The sequence below is a fragment of the Gilliamella sp. B2889 genome (assembly GCF_026536885.1).
Lineage (GTDB): Bacteria > Pseudomonadota > Gammaproteobacteria > Enterobacterales > Orbaceae > Gilliamella > Gilliamella apicola_E.
Map to the genome: position 1 here is coordinate 166,424 of NZ_JAFNNF010000004.1, position 23,365 is coordinate 189,788.

A 23,365-nucleotide genomic window follows, 5' to 3' on the forward strand; every position below is an offset into this window, starting at 1 on the left:
TATCTTCTTTGTATACTATCATCTTTGTATACTATCTCGTTTGTATACAATCCCCTTTGAAAAGCTATTTAATTATGACCAAAGGGGATATTTTAAATCTATCTGATTATCGATTAAGATCGTTAAGATTCGATTCAATTTCGCTTCTAACCTGTTCTATCTCTTCAGGATTTTGCTGATTTAAGACTTCCATAAAAGCTTCGATATAAGAGCCAATGAGTAGTCGTTCATCACCCAATGATTGTGCCCATGCTCGCTCTAATCTTGCTAATAAAGTACGATTTAACATTTCATCACGAGGATGAATTTTAAGTGCCGCTAATCGGTCATGGCTTTCTTGTTTTTGTTTATCGGTTAATCCAATCGGACTGTGATCAATCACTTTACCATGCAATGCCCCTGTTTCAAGTAATACCACATCGACTTCAAGCAAACCATTTAAATCATAACTAAAGCGAACATCAATACCTTGTATTTTTTCCATAGGTGTGACTGGCACTTCAAATTCATCAATTAAAACGTTATTTTCAACCTTTGGATTCTCACCTTGATAAACAGAAAGCATAATACTTTTTTGTTGAGGGTATGAAGTGTAAAACGTTTTGACCTTTGAAGTTGGAACTATCGTATTACGCTCAATAATTGGCGAAAATAACCCTTTAATATTACCCGAAGAAATTTCAATACCAAGTGTATATGGGCAAACATCGGTTAGAATAACCTCTTCAACATCGGCATTTCGCAAACGACATGCCGCCTGAACAGCTGCACCTTGTGCAACAATAGTAGTTGGATTGATATGACGATAAGGCAGTTTACCAAATAACTTTGTCACTAACTCACGAACCACACCTAATTGCGATGAACCACCAACTAAAACAATATGTTCGAGTTCATTAGCCTTTAAGCGAGCATCACTTAATGCTTGTTCAACTGGCGCTCGTAATCGATTGAGTAATGGCAACCAAATTGACTTAGCTCTTACTTCATTTAATGAAAATTGCCATTGCTTATCTTGCCAAAACCATGTCAAATTATGCATTTGCTCGCCACTTAGCTTACATTTTAATTGTTCAGCTAAATCCAATAAACGCGCATAATCATCGACAGGAATATCTTCTTGCTTAAGTTCCCATTCACTCAAACATGCTTTAACTATTTCATGGGTAAAATCTTCACCGCCTAAGTAGTTATCGCCTGCTGATGCATGAACCTCAATGATTGGCATTGCATATTCCAATACTGTCACATCAAATGTGCCACCACCTAAGTCAAAAACCAGCGTATTTCCTGATTGTTCTTCATGTAATCCATACGCCATTGAAGCAGCGGTGGGCTCATTGATTAGACGGACTGCGTTTAATCCTGCAAGCTCAGCAGCAAAGCGAGTTTGTTTACGCTGTTCGTCATTAAAATAAGCGGGAACTGAAATCACGACATCACGAATTTCTTGTTTCAAGAAAGCTTCAGCATCCGCTTTTAATGATTTTAAAACTAATGCTGAAAGTTCTGTTGGGGTAAATTTTTTATCACCCAACTCAAAAACTTTACTTGAACCTAAAAAACGTTTGAATGCTGCTGCACTACGACTAGGATGAGTAGTTAAACGAGATAAAGCCGCATGACCAACCAAAATGGTATTATCTTCATCAATGCTGACAGCTGAAGGAGTAACAACTTCACCTATTGAATTGGGAATTAGTGTCGGCTGGCCGTTTTGCCAAACACAAATTAAACTATTGGTAGTACCTAAATCAATACCTATTGGAGGATGTATAACCACTTTATTCTCTTAGTATTTTCCAACATGTCAGATATTATATCCTTAATACTATTTGAGGTGCAATTTTATCCAATGTGTTGAGTTAAACATTATTGAAAAAAGAGCATTTTTACTTATTTTTTTTATCTATCTCAACAAGTTGGCTGATTAATTTACCTGTCTTAAGCTGGGTTAAAATAAAGTCACCAATAGACACTTGTTCAACCGTTCTTATCACTTGTTGTTGCTGGTTAGTCGTTACTGAATAACCACGATCTAAAGTAGCAAGTGGACTAACACTATTAAGCTGAGATGTTTTTAATACAAATTCATGCTTAGCATCCGTTAACCTTTTTTGAACCAGATTAATCAGTTGCTGCTGTTTTCTCTCTAGGTTTTGACCATAATAGAGCACTTTATGTTGTGGTGAAACACGTAACAAATATTTATCCAACACATTATGACGATAGGATTGTTTAGATAAATAATGCTGCATATTTTCAAATAAAGCATGACGACTGGTTAATAAACGATTTAATTGCTTAGATAATTTAGTTTGAGGATGTTGTGATTGCAATCGTTGATAACGCTTATTTAATAATTCTCGTCGACGTACTAAATAGTAATCAATCGCCATACATAAGTATTGTTCTTGAACTTGTAAACTTTTTATCTGCTCTAGCTTATCCCGGCTAACCAACTCAGCTGCTGCCGATGGGGTAGCTGCGCGCACATCAGCAACAAAGTCAGCAATGGTGAAATCAACTTCATGACCAACAGCACTAATAATAGGTAATTGACTAGCAAAAATAGCTCTAGCTAAAAGCTCCTCATTAAATGACCAAAGATCTTCAAGCGATCCCCCTCCTCGCCCAACAATTAAAACATCACATTCTTGGCGAATATTTGCGATTTGAATCATTCTGGCAATTTGTGCCGCAGCTTCGGTACCTTGTACCGACGTTGGGTAAATAATCAAATTCAGACTTGGATCGCGCCGGTTTAATATCTGACAAATATCATGTAGTGCTGCACCTGTTGACGAAGTAATAATCCCAACCGTACGAATATTATCAGGTAACGACTTTTTATAAATCGGATCAAACAATCCTTCTTCTGACAGTTTTTGCTTTAGTTGCTCAAACTTTTGTTGTAACAAACCAGCACCAGCCGGTTGTAATTGATTAATAACCAATTGATAATCACCACGTGCTTCATAAAGAGTTACCGAGGCATTAACTAAAACTTGTTGACCATTTTGAGGGGTAAATCCCGTACGATAATTATTATTACGAAACATGGCACAGCGCACTTGCGCAATATCATCTTTCAAAGTGAAATACCAATGACCTGAAGCTGGACGAGAAAAATTGGAAATTTCACCAACTAACCAAACTTGCCCAATAGCATCAGAAAGCAGACCTTTAACTAATTGATTAAGATCTTTTACCGATAAAATCGAACTATTGTGCATACTATTATCCTAACAAGTTTAATCTAAATCAAAGTCAGCCCAAATTGGCGCATGATCGGAAGGTTTTTCCATACCACGAATATCGTAATCAATACCGGTTTCACCGCAATATTGCATAAGTTTTTCACTAGCTAAAATAAGATCGATTCTTAATCCAGTTTTTACACTAAAACCTCTGGAACGATAATCAAACCAAGAAAATCTCTGTGTATCTGGATTGGCATGACGGTAAGTATCAGTATAACCTGCTGCCATTAAATTATTTATCCATTCACGCTCTTCAGGTAAAAAAGAGCATTTACCCGCACTTAACCACCGTTTGCGGTTATTTTCATTAATCCCAATATCTAAATCAGTTGGGCAAATATTCATATCACCCATAATGAGTGATAATTGGCTATTCAGCTGTCGATCCTGTATATATTCAATTAAATCTTGATAAAATTTACGCTTAGCTGGATATTTAATTTCATTATGCAAACTTTCACCTTGCGGGAAATAACCATTAATGACGGTCAAATTACCTTTGCTAGTAGGAAATTCAGCTACCATTAATCGACATTGAGCACCATCTTCATCGGTCGGAAACCCACACTCGACCGACAACGGTTTTTGCTTAGTCAATAAGGCTACACCATAATAACCTTTTTGACCGTGATAATATAAATGATAGCCAAATTGCTTAAGTTCTTCGATTGGAAATTGGTCATTATGAACTTTAGTCTCTTGTAAACCAATGATATCGGGCTGATGTCTTTCAATAATCGCAGCTAATTGATGGATTCTAATACGAATACTATTAATATTAAAAGATAAAACTTTAATCATAAATTTATTGTATTTGATTTAATTTTGCAATTGACCCATGCTACCAAAAATACGTTATACTGTTAAGCAATTACAGCGAAAGCTATAACTAGTGATTAAAGGATCAACAATATGTCTAAGGAATTACTTTCATTGCGTCATAAAATTGATGAAGTCGACAAATCAATTTTAGCTTTAATTAGTCAACGACTAGCATTAGTTGCTGAAGTTGGTGAGGTAAAAAGCGAGCATGGAATTCCGATTTATGATCCTAAACGTGAAGCCGATATGTTAGCTAAACGTAAGCAAGAAGCCGAAAATTTAGGTATATCACCCGCCTTAATTGAAGATATTTTACGCCGATTAATGCGTGAGTCCTATATAAGTGAAAACGACAAAGGTTTTAAAAAAGTTTACAACGGCAAAGGCTCAATTGTCATCATTGGTGGTAATGGACAAATGGGTAGATTATTTGCCAAACTATTTACCCTATCAGGTTATGAAGTTAAAACCTTAGGTTCAAAAACCATGCATCAAGCAGCCGAAGTTGTCGCTGATGCCGCTGCCGTTATTGTTACAGTACCTATCAACAAAACATGCGAAATCATTGAACAATTACCACCGTTACCTAAAGATTGCATTTTAACCGATTTTACATCAATCAAAGTCAAACCTTTACATGCCATGCTAGCCAAACACGCGGGGCCTGTGGTTGGATTGCATCCAATGTTTGGTCCGGACGTACCAAATTTAGCCAAACAAGTCATTGTCTACTGCCAAGGTCGATATCCTGAGCAATATCAATGGTTAATTGAACAGATGCGAATTTGGGGAGCCAATTTGTGCGCGATTGATGCCAAAGAGCATGACAAATGTATGTCGTTTATTCAAGCATTACGCCATTTTACTTCGTTCTCATATGGTGTAAATTTACAACGAGAACACGCTGATTTAGAACAATTAATTACCTTATCATCACCTATTTATCGCTTGGAGTTAATGATGGTTGGTCGCTTATTTGCTCAAGATCCCGTTCTTTATGCCGATATCATCATGGCGTCAGATGAAAATATTGAGTTAATCAAACGCTATTATGAATGTTTTGGGCAAATGGTTAAATTAATTGAACAACGAGATAAAACTAAATTCATTGAAAATTTTAATGAAGTAACTAAATGGTTTGGCAGTTATGCTGAACGTTTTATAAAAGAGAGCCAAGTATTATTAAAATTTGCTAATGACAATCGAGAATAATTTTACTTCGCTTCCTTTTATAGGATAAAAAACGACTTATAAGAAAGGCAATTGGTCAAATAAAAAACTTTAGTATGAGGAAATAACATGTCTAATCGGAAATATTTTGGGACAGATGGTATTCGTGGAAAAGTTGGAGAATATCCTATCACGCCTGATTTCGCCCTCAAGTTAGGCTGGGCAGCAGGACGAGTACTGGCTAAAGATGGTGTTAAAAAAGTCCTCATCGGTAAAGATACTCGTATTTCAGGTTATATGCTTGAATCAGCTTTAGAAGCAGGATTTGCCTCTGCGGGCGTCGCTGCTGCTTTTACTGGACCAATGCCAACACCTGCCATTGCTTATCTAACTCGCACATTTCGGGCTGATGCGGGTGTAGTCATATCGGCCTCCCACAACCCTTTTTATGATAACGGTATTAAATTTTTCTCAACTGAAGGGCGAAAACTCGATGACGCCATTGAATTAGAAATCGAAGCCGAGCTTGAAAAACAGATCGACTGTGTTGAATCAAAACAACTTGGCCGAGCAAGCCGAATAACCGATGCAGCTGGCCGATACATCGAATTTTGTAAAAGCACCTTTGATCACGACTTAAGTCTATCAGGACTAAAAGTTGTTGTGGATTGTGCCAACGGAGCCACTTACCACATTGCCCCAAAAGTACTTCGAGAACTTGGTGCTAAAGTAATAAAAATTGGTTGCGAACCGGATGGAGTCAATATTAATGAAAACTGTGGTGCTACTGATGTAAAAGCATTAACTAAAACTGTCCTTGAAGAAAAAGCTGACTTGGGCTTTGCTCTTGATGGTGATGGTGACCGCATCATTATGGTCGATCATAAAGGCAATAGAATTGATGGTGATTTAATTATTTACATTATTGCTCGTGAAGCCTTAAGGCAAGGTCAACTTAAAGGTGGCGTTGTCGGAACCTTGATGAGCAACATGGGACTTGAAATCGCCCTTAAAAATCTTGGCATCCCATTTGTACGAGCAAAAGTGGGGGACCGTTATGTGCTTGAAATGCTGGTTGAAAAAAATTGGCGATTAGGCGCAGAAAATTCAGGCCATGTCCTTTTACTTGATAAAACCACAACAGGCGATGGTATTGTTGCAGGCTTACAAGTTCTGGCGGCAATGATAAGAAATAACATGTCGCTCGCTGAATTATGTCAAGGCATGACCATGCTACCACAAATATTAATTAACGTTCGTTATACAGGAAACCCATTAGCCAATGCTGCGGTCAAATCTGCAATTGAACAGGCAGAAACGCAACTTGGCAATGAAGGTCGGGTATTGATACGCAAATCCGGCACCGAACCGCTTATCCGCGTAATGGTAGAAGGTAGTAATCACTCTCAAGTGCAAAAATTAGCGGAACAAATTGCCAATGCAGTTAAAGCATCAAATTAGCCTGTTTTTTCATCATTAATTAAGCTATTGATGAACAATATTTCTAATAAAGTGAGCGGTAAAGCTGTTATTCTTTACACAAAATTAGTAAAAAGTGTCTAAATTCTTTATTTTTTTAATCAGTTGTTGACTTATTATAGGGAATTAGGTTTAAAATAATAGCTTCGGTTATTGCAGTGATTGTTTATACCTTTTAAGGCAAAAACAAACTGTAGTTTTTATTTTTAAAATAGGTAAGAGGGTTATATGGCAGTTTCCTCTCCAGCTTCACCGCAAGCTTATATAAAACACCATCTGGAGAACTTACAAGTTGGTTCTGGTTTTTGGACCTTTAATCTTGATTCCTTGTTCTTCTCAATTGTACTTGGTGTGCTTTTCTTATGGATTTTCCATCGTGTAGCAAGGAAAGCGACGAGTGGCGTACCAGGTAAACTTCAATGTGCGGTAGAGATGATCTTTGAATTTGTAAATAATACTGTCAAAGACATGTTCACAGGTCAAAATAAACTCATTGCCCCTTTAGCACTTACTGTGTTTATCTGGGTATTTTTAATGAACTTAATGGATCTAATCCCTGTTGATTTCCTACCTTATGCGGGACAATATTTAGGTCTATCTCATTTAAGAGTCGTACCGACAGCTGACGTGAGTATCACAATGTCAATGTCACTCGGTGTCTTTGCACTTATCATCATTTATTCAATCAAATATAAAGGGATTTCAGGGTTTATTAAAGAATACACCTTGCATCCATTTAATCATTGGGCATTTGCACCAATCAATTTAGTCCTTGAACTTGTTAGCTTATTGGCTAAACCTGTTTCTTTAGGATTACGACTCTTCGGTAACATGTATGCTGGTGAACTTATCTTCATCTTAATAGCAGCATTATTACCTTGGTGGTCACAATGGGTATTATCACTACCGTGGGCTATCTTCCATATTTTGATAATCACCTTACAAGCATTTATTTTTATGGTGTTGACTATCGTCTATTTAGCGATGGCCTCAACAACAGAAGATCATTAATTTTAACTTTTTTTAGATAATAAACTGGAGTATATAATGGATAGTATGAGTATGTTATTTGTAGCCGCTGGCATAATGATGGGATTAGCTGCAATCGGTGGTGCAGTTGGTATCGGTCTATTAGGTGGTAAATTCTTAGAAGGTGCTGCTCGTCAACCAGAATTAATGCCTATGTTACGTACACAATTCTTTATCGTTATGGGCTTAGTTGATGCGATTCCTATGATTTGTGTGGGTATTGCGCTATATGTTATTTTTGCTGTTGCTGGTTAATAATAATTTAAGAGGAATTGTCTCATGAATATGAACGCAACTCTCCTCGGCCAAGCAATTACATTTGTATTGTTTGTTTGGTTCTGTATGAAGTTTGTTTGGCCTCCGGTTATCCGAGCGATTGAAAAACGCCAAAAAGAGATAGCGGAAGGATTAGCTTCAGCAGAAACAGCAAAAAAAGATTTGGAATTAGCCAAAGCAAATACATCTGACATAATGCAACAGGCTAAGGTTGAGGCTAATGCAATTATTGAGCAAGCGAATAAACGCAAAGCAGCCATTCTAGAAGAAGCTAAACAAGAAGCTACTCGTGAAAAAGAAAGGATTGTTGCTCAAGGACTTGCTGAAGTTGAGGCTGAGCGTAAACGCGCTCGTGAAGAGCTTAAACAACAAGTCGCTACACTCGCTATTGCCGGTGCAGAAAAAATTATTGAACGTTCTGTTAATGAAGCCGCTAACAGCGACATCATTGATAAACTCGTAGCTGAACTATAAGGAGAATAGAGCAATGGCTGACTTAATTACGATTGCTCGCCCTTATGCTAAAGCCGCTTTCGACTTTGCTGTTGAAAAAAATAGCATCGAATCATGGCACAAAATGTTAGTGTTAACTGCTGAAGTGAGCAAAGATGCTCAAATAAAAAGCATTTTAACATCTGACATGAAAACCGATTCAGTGGCTAACTTACTCATCAACATCTGTAAAGATGTACTTGATGAGTTTAGCACTAATTTTATTAAAGTGATGGCTGAAAACAAACGCTTATCCCTTCTTCCTGAAGTGTTAACATTGTTTGAGCAATACTGTTTAGAAAGAGAAGCGCAAGCAGACGTTGATGTAATTTCTGCCAATGAGCTTACTAGTGAACAACTTGATAAAATTTCTGTCGCTGTCGAAAAACGTTTATCACGAAAAGTAAAACTAAAATGTCATATTGATAAATCGCTCATTTCTGGTTTTATTATTCGTACGGGCGATATGGTTATTGATAGTAGTATCAGAGGACGTCTAAATCGACTAAATGACGTTCTACAGTCTTAAGGGGACTGATAATGCAGCTAAATTCAACTGAAATAAGTGAACTAATTAAAGAGCGGATAGCTCAGTTCAATATTGTGAGTGATGCTCACAATGAAGGAACGATCATCTCAGTAAGTGATGGTATCCTTCGAATCCACGGATTAACTGATGTCATGCAAGGCGAAATGATTGCATTGCCAGGTAACCGATATGCAATGGCATTAAACCTTGAAAGAGATTCTGTTGGTGCGGTGGTCATGGGACCATACGAAGACTTATCTGAAGGGATGAAAGTACAATGTACTGGCCGTATTTTACAGGTACCAGTAGGTGATGGTTTATTAGGCCGTGTTATTAACACACTTGGTGAACCAATTGATGGTAAAGGTTCGATTCAACATGACGGCTTCTCACCTGTAGAAGTTGTTGCGCCAGGCGTTATCGATCGTCAATCTGTTGACCAAGCGTTACAAACTGGTTATAAAGCGGTTGACTCAATGATTCCAATTGGTCGTGGTCAACGTGAACTTATCATCGGTGACCGTCAAACCGGTAAAACCGCATTAGCCATCGACGCCATTATTAATCAACGTGATTCTGGTGTTAAATGTATTTACGTCGCAATCGGTCAAAAACAATCAACTATTGCTAACGTAGTGCGTAAACTTGAAGAGCACGGTGCACTTAAAAATACCATTGTGGTTGTTGCATCAGCATCTGAATCAGCAGCATTACAATACTTAGCACCTTACGCGGGTTGTGCTATGGGAGAATACTTCCGTGACCGCGGACAAGATGCACTAATTGTTTATGATGATTTATCGAAACAAGCCGTTGCTTATCGTCAAATTTCATTACTACTTCGTCGCCCACCTGGACGTGAAGCTTATCCTGGTGACGTGTTCTATCTTCACTCACGTTTACTTGAACGTGCAGCTCGTGTTAACGAAGCTTATGTTGAAGAGTTCACTAAAGGCGAAGTAAAAGGTAAAACCGGTTCATTAACTGCGTTACCAATTATCGAAACTCAAGCGGGTGACGTTTCTGCATTCGTACCAACTAACGTAATTTCGATTACAGATGGTCAGATCTTCCTTGAAACTAGCTTATTCAACTCGGGTATCCGTCCTGCGGTAAACCCAGGTATCTCGGTTTCTCGTGTAGGTGGTGCGGCTCAAACTAAGATAATGAAAAAATTATCAGGCGGTATTCGTACAGCACTTGCACAATATCGTGAATTAGCCGCTTTCTCACAATTTGCATCTGACTTAGACGAAGCAACAAGAAACCAATTAAGCCACGGTGAAAAAGTAACTGAATTACTCAAACAAAAGCAATATTCACCAATGACTGTTGCAGAGCAATCAATTGTACTTTATGCCGCTGAGCGTGGTTATCTAGAAGATGTTGAACTTGCTAAAGTATTATCATTTGAAACAGCACTTCTATCGTATGCCCATAGTCAATATGCCGATTTTGTAAAACAGATCGACGAGACAGGCAATTACAACGATGAGATTGAAAGTAAGTTAAAAGCATTGCTTGAAAGCTTTAAATCAACTCAAACTTGGTAAGGGTGAGGTAACAAATGGCTAATGCAAAAGAGATTAGAACGAAAATTGCCAGTATCCAAAGTACGCAAAAGATCACCAAAGCGATGGAAATGGTAGCCAACTCTAAAATGCGTAAAACGCAGGACAGAATGGCTGCTAGTCGTCCATATGCTGAAATGATTCGCGAAGTAATTGGACATTTAGCGTTAGCTCAAATAGGCGCCAAACATCCCTATTTAGAAGAAAGAGATGTAAAGCGAGTTGGCTATCTTATCATATCAACCGATCGTGGTTTATGTGGTGGATTAAATATCAATCTTTTCAAAACTGTCATTGCTGATATGTCAGCATGGCAAGAGAAAGGTGTTGAAGCAGATGTGGCTTTAATTGGTTCACGTGGGGTATCGTTTTTCTCTTCAGTAAAAACGAATATTTTAACCCAAGTAACTAATTTAGGTGACGAACCCACTTTATCTGATTTAATTGGTCCGGTAAAAACAATGCTTGAGGCATATGACAACGGTAAAATTGATAAATTATATATAGTAACCAATAAATTTATTAATACCATGTCCCAAAAGCCGACAATACAGCAATTATTACCATTACCACATTCAGAAGATAAAGAGCTAAAAGCTTCATCATGGGATTATATTTATGAGCCAGATGCAAAATCATTATTAGATGTGATTTTACGTCGTTATATTGAATCACAAGTCTATCAAGCGGTGGTTGACAATTTAGCGAGTGAACAAGCAGCAAGAATGGTGGCCATGAAAGCAGCAACCGATAACGGTGCAAATTTAATTAATGAATTACAAATTGTGTATAACAAAGCACGTCAAGGTGCGATTACCAACGAATTAATTGATATTGTATCGGGTGCAGCTGCTGTTTCAGGTTAGTGCTAAATATTGGCTTATAGTTAAGAAAAAGACGTAGAGGAATAAAAATGGCTACTGGAAAGATTGTCCAGATCATCGGTGCGGTGGTTGATGTCGAATTCCCAGAAGATGCAGTACCAAAGGTATATGATGCATTAGAAGTGGAAACTGGCACTGAAAAATTAGTTCTGGAAGTTCAGCAACAATTAGGTGGTGGCGTTGTATGTTGTATTGCAATGGGCTCATCTGATGGTTTAAGACGTGGACTTAAAGTAGTAAATACAGGTCACGGCATAGAAGTTCCTGTAGGAACAAAAACACTTGGCCGAATTATGAACGTACTTGGTGATCCTGTTGATAAAGCAGGTCCTATTGGTGAAGAAGAGCGTTGGGCGATTCACCGTGCAGCACCAACATACGAAGAGTTGGCTAACTCAACAGAATTACTTGAAACCGGTATCAAAGTTATCGACTTAATTTGTCCATTTGCAAAAGGTGGTAAAGTTGGTCTATTTGGTGGTGCGGGTGTAGGTAAAACCGTTAACATGATGGAATTAATTCGTAACATCGCGATCGAGCACTCAGGTTACTCAGTATTTACTGGTGTGGGTGAACGTACTCGTGAAGGTAACGACTTCTATCATGAAATGAAAGAATCAAACGTACTTGATAAAGTATCGTTAGTTTATGGTCAGATGAATGAGCCACCAGGGAACCGTTTACGCGTAGCGTTAACTGGCTTAACCATGGCGGAAAAATTCCGTGACGAAGGTAAAGACGTACTATTATTTATCGATAATATTTACCGTTATACCTTAGCCGGTACTGAAGTATCTGCACTATTAGGTCGTATGCCATCTGCGGTAGGTTACCAACCGACATTAGCAGAAGAGATGGGGTTATTACAAGAACGTATCACCTCAACTAAAACCGGTTCAATTACCTCAATCCAAGCAGTATACGTACCAGCCGATGACTTAACTGACCCATCACCGGCAACAACCTTTGCTCACTTGGATGCAACAATCGTATTAAGTCGTCAAATCGCATCATTAGGTATTTACCCTGCGGTTGACCCACTTGACTCAACAAGTCGTCAATTAGATCCACTTGTTGTTGGTCAAGAACATTACGATTGTGCTCGTGGCGTACAGTCAATTCTTCAACGTTATCAAGAGTTAAAAGATATCATTGCAATTCTTGGTATGGATGAATTATCGGAAGATGATAAATTAACTGTTGCTCGTGCACGTAAGATTCAACGTTTCTTATCTCAACCATTCTTCGTTGCGGAAGTGTTCACTGGTTCACCAGGTAAATACGTACCATTAAAAGACACCATCAGTGCATTTAAAGGTATTATGAACGGTGATTATGACCATATTCCTGAACAGGCATTTTATATGGTTGGTTCAATCGACGAAGCGATTGAGAAAGCAAAATCTCTCTAAGAGATTTATAGAACGGAGAGAGCATTATGGCACTAACTTCCTATCAATTAGAAGTTGTTAGTGCTGAATCTCACCTTTTTTCAGGTGATGTTCAGCGAATCAGAGTCACAGGGCGAGAAGGTGAACTCGGAATTTATCCCGGTCACACTCCGTTACTGACCACCATAAAGCCGGGAATGGTCGGGATTGTAAAAGCCAATGGTGAAGAAGAGTTTATCTATCTATCAGGTGGTATTCTAGAAGTACAACCAACTTTGGTCACAATCTTAGCTGATACCGCTATTCGTGGTGAAGACTTAGATGAAGCAAGGGCGCAAGAAGCAGTAAGACAAGCACAAGAACACATCAATCACCCAAGCGATGATATGTCTTTTGCTCAAGCATCTGCTGAACTGTCAAAAGCCTTAGCAAAAATACGTGTTATCGAATTAACGCGTCGTATGGGTCAATAAAATATACGTTGATCATTCAACAAAGCAATAAAGGTTACAAATTAATAAATTGTAGCCTTTTTTATTAGCGACTTAATCGCATCATTTGATAACGAAAAAACACAACTTTCCCCTTCAAAAACCCCGTTCCTCAACTTTTTTTACAAAAGCGAGTTGGATATTATAAGAATTATTACGATATAAAAAACACCGCCTATAGGTAACTGGATTTATTAATAACAATCGGCGATAATCAATTTAATTATCTTAAAACTAATGTAACCATGTTTACTATTTATCATTCAAATCAAGTCGATTTACTCAAATCATTAGTCAGCGAATTAATGCGCAGAGACCCTCTAGAACAGGTGTTTACACCTGATATGGTCATTGTGCAAAGCCAAGGGATGGCGCAGTGGTTACAAATTGAATTGGCTAACGATCTTGGTATTGTGGCTAATGTTGATTTTCCCTTTCCGAGTCAATTTATTTGGCAGTTATACCAAGCCCTTCTGCCTGAGGCACCAATTGAAAATAGTTATAATGTCGAATCAATGACTTGGCGTTTATATTATCTATTGCCAAAAATTATTGAGCGGCCAGAATTTGAAACAATCAAATATTATCTTGATATTGATAAAGAAGAACGAAAACAGTACCAATTAGCAACTCGTATAGCAAAATTATTTGACCAGTATTTAGTTTATCGCCCAGACTGGCTAGCCAAATGGGAAGCCAATCAAACAGTGGCTGAATTAAACAACCACCCGGATGAGAAGTGGCAAGCGGAATTATGGCGTCAACTCATCTCGATTAGCCAACCCTATCATCGTGCTAACATTTATCAACAAATGTTAGAGATTATGTTAGATAGTGACTTTGATCGCGCCCGATTAAACAATTTACCTAAGCGGATTTATATTTTTGGCATCACCTCTTTGCCCCCAATTTATCTATCACTATTATCCGCACTTGGACAACATATAGACGTTCACCTCATGTTTAACAACCCTTGTAAATGGTATTGGGGAGATATTGTTGAAATATCGGATACACAAAACCCACTACTGACATCGTGGGGAAAATTGGGACGAGATAACCTATTTTTATTGCAAGAGTTTCAAAATAAGCAGGATATTGATCTCTTTGTCGACAATGAACGTAATTGTCTATTACATGCTATTCAGCAAGATATTTTAGAGCTCTACCGTGAAGCACCAGTAGATGAAATCGATAACCAAGATAGATCGATAACATTTCATGCTTGTCATAGCGAACAGCGGGAAGTCGAAGTACTTTATGATTATCTATTATCGGCATTTGATGCCGATCCAACACTGGAATTACGTGATTGTATTGTCATGGTTTCAGATATTGATAAGTATGTACCTTATATTCGATCCGTATTTGGAAATGCTGAAGGACAACGTCATTTACCATTTACCATTTCCGATCAAAAAGCGCGTAACATCGATCCAATTGTGCAAGGATTTTTTGCTATCTTAAACTTTACTGAAAGCCGCTTTACTGCCGAAGAGTTATTTAACCTGCTAGAAATCCCAGCAATTGCTGAAAAATTTGCCATAAGTGAGCCACAACTAACTTTATTACATACCTGGATTATTGAGTCTGGCATTCGTTTTGGTCTCGAAAATGCTCACAGTTGGCTATTTGGTCTTGAGCGCTTACTACTTGGTTACACCATGAATAGTGAACAAGGTGGCTGGCAACAGATATTACCTTATGATGGGGCTACAGGATTAGATGCCGAATTAATCGGCCAATTAGCAGAATTTATAAAATCTGTACGTAAATGGCTAAATATTTTAAGTGAAGACAAACCGTTATCTGAATGGCAAAGTTGCTGTATTGAGCTTATCAATGACTTCTTTGTTAGCAATACATCGCGTGAATCAATTTTACTCATGATCCAAGAAGAGTGGGAAAAACTGATCAGCAGTGGTTTAAATGCCAATTTTACCGACAATATTTCGATAACCGTCTTACATGATGCAATGCAAACCCGATTGGAACAAAACCACTTAGCACATCGATTCTTAGTTGGTAAAATAAACTTTTGTACTATGATGCCAATGCGTTCTATTCCGTTTAAATTGGTTTGTTTATTAGGTATGAACGATGGTGACTACCCAAGAACATCATTACCTTTAGATTTTGATTTAATTGCACAAAATCCAAGACGCGGCGATCGTAGTCGACGCATTGATGATCGTTATCTATTTTTAGAAGCTATTTTATCGGCACAAAATCAACTCTATATCAGTTATATTGGCCGTGATATGAAAGATGATAGCGAACGTTATCCATCGGTATTGGTTGATGAACTTTGGGATTATATTGTGCAGTATTATGCAACGGATGAAAATTCCACTAAAAAAAATCAACTAATAGATAAATTAAAAACATTGCATACCCGCACCCCATTTAATCCGCTAAATTTCTTAAATGAGCCCAGAAGTTATGCCGATGAGTGGTTACCAGCAGCGTTAAAAGCAGGGGAAAGCCAATCATTTATCAGTGATATCACCAATATGGTTGTTGATAACATCAATTTGGATGAACTAAAGCGATTTTATCAACACTCTATTCGATTTTTTTTACAAAAACGCTTTAATTTTTATATCAATTATTTAGATGACACATTACCCGATGCCGAAAACTTTAGCCTAGATAGCTTGAAACGCTATCAACTCAATTTACAGATTCTAAATGAGATGATCACTAAGGACTCAACTGATAATTTGTATCAACGCCTAACATTGACGGGTGAATTACCAGATGGAGCTTTTGGTGAGATTATTTATGATGAACAATGTGAATTATTACAGCCATTAGCCAACAAAATCATTAAAGAGCGAACCGATCTTTCAACGTCAGAGGTGAATTTAACCATTTCGATAGATAAACAACATTATCAATTACAAGGATGGTTAACTCATGTTCAACAAGATGGCATTTTAACTTGGCGACCGACTAATCTCTCTATCCGTGATGGTATATCATTATGGATTGACCATTTAATTTATTGTATTTTAAATACAGATAAAAGCCAAAGTCGATTATATGGGCGAGAAGACAACCAATGGCGTTTTTCACACATTGACGCTAACCAAGCATTAACAATACTAACTGATTTAGTTGACGGTTATATACAAGGTATTAATCAACCGATGTTGTTACCATTACAAAGTGCTTGGAGTTGGTTAATTACCGCATATAATTCAAAAACAGCAGAAATTGAGCCGAGTGAAAAAGCCATCAGTAAATTATTAAATGCATGGCAAGGTGGACAATTTCACTCCGCTGAATGTGATAGTTATTACGCAAGATTATACCCTGAGTTGAACAATGAATTAATTGAGCAAATAACCCATCTTGCTCAACGATTTTTATTACCGGTATTATTACATCAAGTCGAAGAATAGGAGGCATTATGTTTATTGATACACATTGCCATTTCAATTTTCCTGCTTTTGTTACCGATTTAGATAATTCAATCAACCACATTCGCCAAGCTCAGATTACTGGTTTAATTATTCCGGCCGTATGTGCTGATCATTTTAGCCAAATTTTGCAACTCAGCGGACAGTATCATGAACTTTATGCTGCACTTGGCCTACATCCTATATATCAACACTCCCCTACTGACCTTGAAATATTAGTAGATAAAGTTAGTACTCACTCAAAAAAAATAGTCGCTATTGGCGAAATCGGTTTGGATCGTTATGACAACTCGATTGCGTGGCAACAGCAACTTGATTTTTTCCGAGCACAATTGACTATAGCCAAGCGCTTTGATCTACCGGTTTTAGTCCATTCCCGCAAAACACACGATGTTATCTATCATGAATTACATCAAGCCAATTTACCCTGTCGTGGCGTGATCCACGGTTTTTCTGGAAGTTATCAACAAGCCATGCAATTTGTTAAATTAGGCTATTACATTGGTGTGGGTGGCGTAATAAGCTATGCGCGAGCCAATAAAACTCGTCAAACCATCGCCAAATTACCGCTCGAAAGTTTAGTGTTAGAAACCGATGCACCTGACATGCCGTTAAGTGGCCGGCAAGGACAAATCAATCGACCAGAAAATATTGTCGATATTTTTAAGATTCTTTGTCAATTACGTCCTGAAAATCCGATAGAAATACGCGACACAATTCTAACAAATACCTTGACGCTATTTAATAGAATCAATAAAATGGAAATACTAAATCAAACTTAACCATATAATTATTAAAAAATTATTCAGCCACAAGGTGGTGCTTATGTCTCGACGCTATAGTCAGTTATTTGTACAATCCCTTATTTCACTTACTCGATTATTTCCTCTATGGGCAATGCTTTGCGCAATAATCGCCTATTTTTTACCTAACGTATTCCTACCAGTTCGCCCTCATACATCACAACTATTAATGTTTGTCATGTTTACCATGGGCGTAACGTTAAGTATTGATGATTTTAAACGCGTCGTTACCAAACCTAAAGCGGTAATAATTTGCACCCTACTGCATTATATTGTTATGCCACTAACCGCATTGATCTTATCTAAATTATTTACCATGCGACCTGAGTTATTAGTTGGCATGGTTTTAGTTGGTAGTGTTGCGAGTGGAACCGCCTCGAATGTAATGATTTATCTGGCTAAAGGTGATGTGGCTTTATCGGTCACCATCTCATCAGTATCAACACTTGTTGGTGTCGTGGTCACCCCACTACTTACACTACTATTAGTCGGCACCACTGTTGAAGTACCAGTATGGGATATGTTAGTGCATATTGTCCAAATAGTACTTGTTCCAATATTATTGGGATTAATTGTTCACCACTTTTTATATTCAGTAGTAAAAAAATGTGAGCGCTTCCTACCATTACTCTCAATGTTATGTATTTTATTAATTATTTGCATAGTGGTAGCGGGTAGCCATGCGCTCATTGGTCAAGTCGGTATCACGGTCATTTTTGCAGTAATCATCCATAATGGAATTGGTTTGTTAGGTGGTTATTGGGGAGGACGTTTATTTGGATTTGATGAATCGACCTGCCGAACCATGTCTTTAGAAGTGGGAATGCAAAACTCAGCGTTAGCTGCAACACTGGGTACCACCTATTTTTCAGCTTTATCAGCACTGCCAGCTGCGGTATTTTCTGTTTGGCACAATATTTCTGGCTCACTCTTGGCGGGTTATTGGCAAGGCAAACCGGTTAAAAATAAGAAAAAAGCTAATAATTAATTATCATAAAATAGCATTCATGGGCTCTCTTACCCAATCATAAAGGTAAGAGAGCATAATCTTAGCGCTAAGCATATCGTTCGTGCAATTTAATAATATTAGGCTGAATAAAATGAATCGCGAATTACCTCCTTTTGTCTATCGAATATTACCTTGGATTGCAGCCTTTGCTTTTTTTATGCAATCGCTTGATACCTCGATTTTAAATACTGCGCTGCCAACCATGGCTAAAGATCTCAATGAATCACCATTAAATATGCAATCAGCGGTAATTTGTTACGCATTAACCTTGGCACTATTTATTCCGGTAAGTGGGTTTTTATCTGACAAATTTGGTACCAAAAACGTGTTTGTCATGGCGGTCGCACTCTTTACATTAGGATCATTGCTTTGTGCGCTATCTAATTCGTTAATATTCTTAGATATATCAAGAGTGATTCAAGGCATTGGTGGCTCAATGATGGTCCCCGTTTCCCGTTTGGTTTTAATTAAGGCATTTAAACGTAATGAGTTTTTATCCGCATTAAATACTGCCACCATTCCCGGATTAATTGGACCGGTACTCGGACCTGTTTTAGGTGGTTATTTGGTTGATATGGTAAGTTGGCATTGGGTCTTTTTGATTAATTTGCCCATTGGTATTTTAGGCGTGCTTGTCAGCTTAAAATATATGCCGAACCTAAAAGGTGAACATATGCCTTTTGACGCATTTGGATTTATTTTTATTGTTATAACCTTCATCAGCGCGACGCTGAGTATTGAATGTTTAAATGAAGGTCAACAATATTATTTACCGCTATCGCTTGCTATTATTAGCATCGTATTTCTCTTTATTTATCGTAGCTACGCCCAAAAGAGACAAGCACCGCTGTTTCCACTCTCATTATTCAATATCCGTACATTCAAAATTGGCATTATCGGGAATTTAGTTTGTCGCTTAGGTATTTCAGGTGTACCTTTTCTTATTCCGTTATTTTTACAGGTTGGATTTGGCTATTCAGCCATGTTTGCCGGAATGATGTTAGTACCAATGGCGATCGCTTCAATTTTTACGCGATTTTTTATTACCAAATTATTGGCTCGATTAGGCTATCGTTTTGTGCTGGTTGCAAATACTATTTTAGCGGGAATATTGATTCTTTTACTGTCATTATTAAATTTAACCACACCACTAGTCATATTAGGTATTTTACTATTTTGTATTGGTGGCGTTAACTCAATGCAATTTACCTCAATGAATAGTATAACTTTAGCTAACCTACAAGGCGAAAACACTAGCAGTGGCAATAGTTTAATGGCGGTCAATCAACAATTAGCTATCAGTTTTGGTACTGGCTTTGGTGCGGTATTGGTTAGATTATTTAGCAACTCAACAACGACTATTCACGCATTTCAGCTATCCTTTGTTATACTAGGTGTTGTCACTATGCTATCAAGCATAATCTTTGCACAATTAACAAAAGAAGATGGTCAAAATTTAACGGCTCGGCACTAAACAACAAGGAGATAACAATATGTTTCAGTATCAAATCATTCCCGTTACAGCTTTTCAAGAAAACTGTAGCATTATTTGGTGTGATGAAACAAATCAAGCCGCATTTATCGACCCAGGTGGTGAGCCAGAACTACTAAAAAAAGCAGTTGAAAAGCTTAATGTAGATATTAAACAAATACTGCTTACCCACGGTCATTTAGATCATGTTGGTGCAGCGGTGGAATTAGCTAAACACTATAACGTTAAAATTATTGGCCCTAGCCAAGAAGATGAATTTTTACTGTCAGGCTTACCACAACAATGCATACAATTTGGTTTTCCTCACATTGATAGCTTTTTACCCGATCGCTGGTTAACAGAAGGTGAACAAATAAAAGTAGGAAATGTCACTTTAGATGTTTTATTCTGCCCAGGTCATACTCCGGGCCATATCGTATTTATTAACAAACAAGATAAAATTGCGTTTGTGGGTGATGTGCTGTTCAAAAGCAGTATTGGACGAACCGACTTTCCTCGCGGAAATCATGAAGATCTGATCTCATCAATTACCCATAAACTCTTTCCATTAGGCGACGATTTTATCTTTGTACCTGGTCATGGCCCGATGTCGAGCTTTGGTAATGAACGAATGACTAACCCTTACTTAGTATAACGTCACTATTTGTTTAAATAGATTAAAGAATAATGTAAACTTTTTTGAAACAAAAGAGTTTACATTATAAATTTTTGTATTATTATTGCACTACTGTTTATCTTTTAATGGTAGAAAATAATGAAACTCACAACATATTATCCAACTTATATCAATACACTATTTAACTTATCATCTTGGCAACGCAAACTGTGTGTAACTACAGGGGCGGCCCTACTGCTAGGGTTAGCAGCTAATATCAGTATTCCCACATACCCAGTACCATTCACACTTCAATCGTTAGCCGTATTGTTAATAGGCGCTTTTTTAGGTCGTAAACTAGGTGCATTAACCATACTTCAATATCTCTTTTTAGGTGCAATGGGATTACCACTATTCGCTAACGGTAGCGGTGGAATTATGGCATTAGCTTCACCGTCATCAGGTTATTTGTATGGTTATATATTTAGTGCTTATTTAGCAGGTTTTGCTGCCGAAAAAGGGTACGATCGTCACTTTATTTTAGGATTAATTGCCTTTGCTTGTGCACATCAACTCTTATTTGTATTTGGTGTCGTTTATCTAATGGGATATATGCATATTTCACTTATCGAAGCATTAAAAGTCGGCTACTTACCTTTCGTTGGTGTTGATGCAGCTAAATTTATTATTGCAACTTGCGTAATGTTCTCATTATGGCGCCACCACGCACGCAAATAACCATGCAAATTGGCGATATTATTTTCCAAGCCCAGAATGAAGAAAGCGAATTCAATACCGCAGTGACGCATTCTGGTGCCGACACGGATGAAATAATCAAACAGATAAACCATGTTGGGTTATATATTGGTAATAATATCGTCATAGAAGCCACTCAACAGCATGGCGTGATTCAACAACCCCTTAATGACTTTTTAGCGAGGGCTAAATATAATCTGGTCGCAACCATTTATGATGATTCAGTCATAAAAAATGCAATAACCCGAGTTAAAACGTGTTTAGGATTGCCCTATAACCATAGTTTCCGTGCTGAAGATGAAGGATTTTACTGTAGCGAATTAATTACTTATGCATTTAAATACCCATCAGGTGAAGACTATTTTCAGCGCTATCCAATGAATTTCAAAGATTCTGCGACTGGCCAAATTATTCCTTATTGGATTAAATACTACCAAAAACAACCCATCCCGCAAGGCGAACTTGGCTCACACCCTCAGCAATTACTTAGACAAAAAGCCTTATTCAAAACAATCCTGAATCATCATAAATGCGTTAAAAATACAGTAAAAAAAATTTAACAGTTGACATGGAGCGATTAAATCTATAATATGCGCGCTACATTTCGGTTCCTCCATAGTTCAGTCGGTAGAACGGCGGACTGTTAATCCGTATGTCACAGGTTCAAGTCCTGTTGGAGGAGCCAACTTTTCCATCTCTTCTAATACCTAGTTACAAATTTACGTTCGACAAGCTCACCGTCTTTATAGGTTTCTGTGTACAAAAGTTTGCCTTTTTTGCGAGTGGATAAGATGGGTTCATACAGTTCATTATATTGTTGTTCTAATTGATGACATTTCCAAATACCAACAGGCAGGCCATTTTTATATTCCGATTCGAGATAAATATAACCGATACCTAGAGGCGCATATTTACTGCCTGTTATCTCTATCCATACCCCCTCGCGAGTATGGTTTTGAACTAAACCTTCCTCTGTATCATTAAGATCTGTGTTTTGAAAAGGACCATTAGTATCATAATAGCGGATGAATTTGCCTTGGGGTGTCAGTTGGTATGTTCTTTTTTCATTAGCAGCACTGTCTGTCTCATCACTACCAAGATCCCTAATAATTATTTTCCCATTGTTATAATGGAAAAATCGATAGCTTCTACCCAGATCATTTCCATATTCGTAAGTGGCTACTAATCTATCCACAATTTGATGAGAGCTGATAGATATAATGGATTGAAAAATAAGGTGTCTTCCATACTCGCAATGGTTGCATTCTAACTCAAGGTTCTCAGTGGTGAGTAGAAACAGATCAAACTGAGGAAAGCCGGCTATTTTTTCCACATGAACTGTAATCTTCTGGTTTAAAATATCGTTGATATTAAATGGGATATCATAGGAATCCTGAACAACCTGCTTTAAATTTTCTTGGGTTAAAGTGATCTTATAGGATTGTTCTGATTGGGACTGCTTATCTAAATTTCTGGCCAATTCATCAAAAGCTTTTTCACTCCCCGAACGTTCATTTTCTGTTTCTGCATGTTGCCAGTGTGTGGCAAAAGGATATAAAACATGTTTATCACCAATTGGCGGGCTGGCAAGCGGAGCTTGCGTAATTTGGGTAATAAGATCGTCTTTTTTATTTTTATTAATCGGTTGGCTATTCGCCATTTGATTACTCATAAATAAGAGGGTTATACATACTATTATCAATCTCATTGCCAATATTCCTTGTACATTTTTTACTCCCCCGTACTTTAAAAAACGCTTGTATAGAATAACGGGTGCAGTATATGAGTGCGGTTTTCAGAATTTATGAAGAGTATATACCTAATTTCAGATAATAGTGAATTTATTTCCGCTTTATTTTAGGTGAATTTTTAATTGATAAATTACTAT

The 23,365-nt window shown here is 37.6% G+C and carries 21 protein-coding genes and 1 tRNA gene; 18 read left to right on the forward strand and 4 right to left on the reverse strand.

Annotation, left to right across the window (positions count from 1 at the left end):
- Positions 1-106 precede the first annotated feature (106 nt).
- From J3U09_RS07855 to xthA, 3 genes are all read right to left on the reverse strand, one after another.
- Complete coding sequence (locus J3U09_RS07855; RefSeq protein WP_267357741.1) at positions 107-1,783, reverse strand: molecular chaperone HscC; 1,677 nt, start codon at positions 1,781-1,783, stop codon at positions 107-109.
- Between the two features lie 109 nt (positions 1,784-1,892).
- Positions 1,893-3,236 (reverse strand): exodeoxyribonuclease VII large subunit, encoded by a 1,344-nt coding sequence (gene xseA / locus J3U09_RS07860; protein WP_267357742.1) that lies wholly within the window; start codon positions 3,234-3,236, stop codon positions 1,893-1,895.
- Between the two features lie 18 nt (positions 3,237-3,254).
- The gene (xthA, locus tag J3U09_RS07865; protein ID WP_065563846.1) at positions 3,255-4,061 is read right to left on the reverse strand and encodes an exodeoxyribonuclease III; all 807 of its coding nucleotides are present in this window, start codon (positions 4,059-4,061) and stop codon (positions 3,255-3,257) included.
- 114 nt (positions 4,062-4,175) lie between these two features.
- Here xthA and tyrA point away from each other — a divergent pair, with 114 nt between their 5' ends.
- From tyrA to J3U09_RS07955, 18 genes are all read left to right on the forward strand, one after another.
- Complete coding sequence (tyrA, locus tag J3U09_RS07870; protein ID WP_267357745.1) at positions 4,176-5,297, forward strand: bifunctional chorismate mutase/prephenate dehydrogenase; 1,122 nt, start codon at positions 4,176-4,178, stop codon at positions 5,295-5,297.
- Positions 5,298-5,384: 87 nt separating this feature from the next.
- A complete protein-coding gene (gene glmM / locus J3U09_RS07875) occupies positions 5,385-6,716 on the forward strand; it encodes a phosphoglucosamine mutase (protein WP_065563770.1) in 1,332 nt (443 codons plus the stop codon).
- Positions 6,717-6,962: 246 nt separating this feature from the next.
- Positions 6,963-7,745 (forward strand): F0F1 ATP synthase subunit A, encoded by a 783-nt coding sequence (gene atpB / locus J3U09_RS07880; protein ID WP_065734997.1) that lies wholly within the window; start codon positions 6,963-6,965, stop codon positions 7,743-7,745.
- A gap of 36 nt (positions 7,746-7,781) precedes the next feature.
- Positions 7,782-8,018, forward strand: a complete 237-nt coding sequence (atpE, locus tag J3U09_RS07885; protein ID WP_065563772.1) for a F0F1 ATP synthase subunit C — start codon at positions 7,782-7,784, stop codon at positions 8,016-8,018.
- Between the two features lie 24 nt (positions 8,019-8,042).
- The gene (atpF, locus tag J3U09_RS07890; RefSeq protein ID WP_065563773.1) at positions 8,043-8,513 is read left to right on the forward strand and encodes a F0F1 ATP synthase subunit B; all 471 of its coding nucleotides are present in this window, start codon (positions 8,043-8,045) and stop codon (positions 8,511-8,513) included.
- A 13-nt stretch (positions 8,514-8,526) separates the two neighbouring features.
- Positions 8,527-9,060, forward strand: a complete 534-nt coding sequence (gene atpH, locus J3U09_RS07895; RefSeq protein ID WP_065563774.1) for a F0F1 ATP synthase subunit delta — start codon at positions 8,527-8,529, stop codon at positions 9,058-9,060.
- 11 nt (positions 9,061-9,071) lie between these two features.
- Entirely contained in the window at positions 9,072-10,613 is a 1,542-nt protein-coding gene (gene atpA, locus J3U09_RS07900) for a F0F1 ATP synthase subunit alpha (protein WP_065563775.1), read from the forward strand.
- A 14-nt stretch (positions 10,614-10,627) separates the two neighbouring features.
- Complete coding sequence (atpG, locus tag J3U09_RS07905; protein WP_065563776.1) at positions 10,628-11,497, forward strand: F0F1 ATP synthase subunit gamma; 870 nt, start codon at positions 10,628-10,630, stop codon at positions 11,495-11,497.
- Between the two features lie 47 nt (positions 11,498-11,544).
- Positions 11,545-12,927 carry a F0F1 ATP synthase subunit beta gene (gene atpD, locus J3U09_RS07910; RefSeq protein WP_025314341.1) on the forward strand — a complete coding sequence of 461 codons (1,383 nt, stop codon included), beginning with the start codon at positions 11,545-11,547 and terminating at the stop codon, positions 12,925-12,927.
- Positions 12,928-12,953: 26 nt separating this feature from the next.
- Positions 12,954-13,379, forward strand: a complete 426-nt coding sequence (locus J3U09_RS07915; RefSeq protein ID WP_065734998.1) for a F0F1 ATP synthase subunit epsilon — start codon at positions 12,954-12,956, stop codon at positions 13,377-13,379.
- A gap of 263 nt (positions 13,380-13,642) precedes the next feature.
- Positions 13,643-16,804, forward strand: a complete 3,162-nt coding sequence (gene recC, locus J3U09_RS07920) for an exodeoxyribonuclease V subunit gamma (RefSeq protein WP_267357747.1) — start codon at positions 13,643-13,645, stop codon at positions 16,802-16,804.
- A gap of 8 nt (positions 16,805-16,812) precedes the next feature.
- Positions 16,813-17,604 (forward strand): TatD family hydrolase, encoded by a 792-nt coding sequence (locus J3U09_RS07925; RefSeq protein WP_065733587.1) that lies wholly within the window; start codon positions 16,813-16,815, stop codon positions 17,602-17,604.
- Between the two features lie 43 nt (positions 17,605-17,647).
- On the forward strand, positions 17,648-18,613 hold the full coding sequence (gene panS / locus J3U09_RS07930; RefSeq protein WP_267357749.1) for a ketopantoate/pantoate/pantothenate transporter PanS: 966 nt from the start codon (positions 17,648-17,650) through the stop codon (positions 18,611-18,613).
- Between the two features lie 112 nt (positions 18,614-18,725).
- A complete protein-coding gene (locus J3U09_RS07935) occupies positions 18,726-20,108 on the forward strand; it encodes an MFS transporter (RefSeq protein ID WP_267357751.1) in 1,383 nt (460 codons plus the stop codon).
- 19 nt (positions 20,109-20,127) lie between these two features.
- Positions 20,128-20,760, forward strand: coding sequence for an MBL fold metallo-hydrolase (locus J3U09_RS07940; RefSeq protein WP_267357753.1), 633 nt, complete (start codon positions 20,128-20,130; stop codon positions 20,758-20,760).
- Positions 20,761-20,880: 120 nt separating this feature from the next.
- Entirely contained in the window at positions 20,881-21,459 is a 579-nt protein-coding gene (locus J3U09_RS07945) for a biotin transporter BioY (protein WP_267357756.1), read from the forward strand.
- Positions 21,435-22,037 carry a YiiX/YebB-like N1pC/P60 family cysteine hydrolase gene (locus J3U09_RS07950; RefSeq protein WP_267357759.1) on the forward strand — a complete coding sequence of 201 codons (603 nt, stop codon included), beginning with the start codon at positions 21,435-21,437 and terminating at the stop codon, positions 22,035-22,037. The genes J3U09_RS07945 and J3U09_RS07950 overlap by 25 nt, the downstream gene beginning before the upstream one ends.
- Before the next feature lie 49 nt (positions 22,038-22,086).
- A tRNA-Asn gene (locus J3U09_RS07955) sits at positions 22,087-22,162 on the forward strand.
- 15 nt (positions 22,163-22,177) lie between these two features.
- On the opposite strand, the gene J3U09_RS07960 is transcribed toward J3U09_RS07955, so the two are convergent.
- Complete coding sequence (locus J3U09_RS07960; RefSeq protein ID WP_267357761.1) at positions 22,178-23,137, reverse strand: hypothetical protein; 960 nt, start codon at positions 23,135-23,137, stop codon at positions 22,178-22,180.
- Between the last annotated feature and the right edge of the window lie 228 nt (positions 23,138-23,365).

What these genes read in the sequence shown, in the direction of transcription:
- J3U09_RS07925 (WP_065733587.1), top strand. Translation starts at nt 16,813, where the DNA reads ATGTTTATTGATACACATTGCCATTTCAATTTTCCTGCTTTTGTTACC.
- tyrA (WP_267357745.1), top strand. Translation starts at nt 4,176, where the DNA reads ATGTCTAAGGAATTACTTTCATTGCGTCATAAAATTGATGAAGTCGAC.
- J3U09_RS07950 (WP_267357759.1), top strand. Translation starts at nt 21,435, where the DNA reads ATGGCGCCACCACGCACGCAAATAACCATGCAAATTGGCGATATTATT.
- J3U09_RS07945 (WP_267357756.1), top strand. Translation starts at nt 20,881, where the DNA reads ATGAAACTCACAACATATTATCCAACTTATATCAATACACTATTTAAC.
- atpF (WP_065563773.1), top strand. Translation starts at nt 8,043, where the DNA reads ATGAATATGAACGCAACTCTCCTCGGCCAAGCAATTACATTTGTATTG.
- J3U09_RS07915 (WP_065734998.1), top strand. Translation starts at nt 12,954, where the DNA reads ATGGCACTAACTTCCTATCAATTAGAAGTTGTTAGTGCTGAATCTCAC.
- atpA (WP_065563775.1), top strand. Translation starts at nt 9,072, where the DNA reads ATGCAGCTAAATTCAACTGAAATAAGTGAACTAATTAAAGAGCGGATA.
- xseA (WP_267357742.1), bottom strand. Translation starts at nt 3,236, where the DNA reads ATGCACAATAGTTCGATTTTATCGGTAAAAGATCTTAATCAATTAGTT.
- atpG (WP_065563776.1), top strand. Translation starts at nt 10,628, where the DNA reads ATGGCTAATGCAAAAGAGATTAGAACGAAAATTGCCAGTATCCAAAGT.
- atpD (WP_025314341.1), top strand. Translation starts at nt 11,545, where the DNA reads ATGGCTACTGGAAAGATTGTCCAGATCATCGGTGCGGTGGTTGATGTC.
- atpH (WP_065563774.1), top strand. Translation starts at nt 8,527, where the DNA reads ATGGCTGACTTAATTACGATTGCTCGCCCTTATGCTAAAGCCGCTTTC.
- J3U09_RS07940 (WP_267357753.1), top strand. Translation starts at nt 20,128, where the DNA reads ATGTTTCAGTATCAAATCATTCCCGTTACAGCTTTTCAAGAAAACTGT.
- recC (WP_267357747.1), top strand. Translation starts at nt 13,643, where the DNA reads ATGTTTACTATTTATCATTCAAATCAAGTCGATTTACTCAAATCATTA.
- J3U09_RS07960 (WP_267357761.1), bottom strand. Translation starts at nt 23,137, where the DNA reads ATGGCGAATAGCCAACCGATTAATAAAAATAAAAAAGACGATCTTATT.
- atpE (WP_065563772.1), top strand. Translation starts at nt 7,782, where the DNA reads ATGGATAGTATGAGTATGTTATTTGTAGCCGCTGGCATAATGATGGGA.
- J3U09_RS07935 (WP_267357751.1), top strand. Translation starts at nt 18,726, where the DNA reads ATGAATCGCGAATTACCTCCTTTTGTCTATCGAATATTACCTTGGATT.
- atpB (WP_065734997.1), top strand. Translation starts at nt 6,963, where the DNA reads ATGGCAGTTTCCTCTCCAGCTTCACCGCAAGCTTATATAAAACACCAT.
- glmM (WP_065563770.1), top strand. Translation starts at nt 5,385, where the DNA reads ATGTCTAATCGGAAATATTTTGGGACAGATGGTATTCGTGGAAAAGTT.
- panS (WP_267357749.1), top strand. Translation starts at nt 17,648, where the DNA reads ATGTCTCGACGCTATAGTCAGTTATTTGTACAATCCCTTATTTCACTT.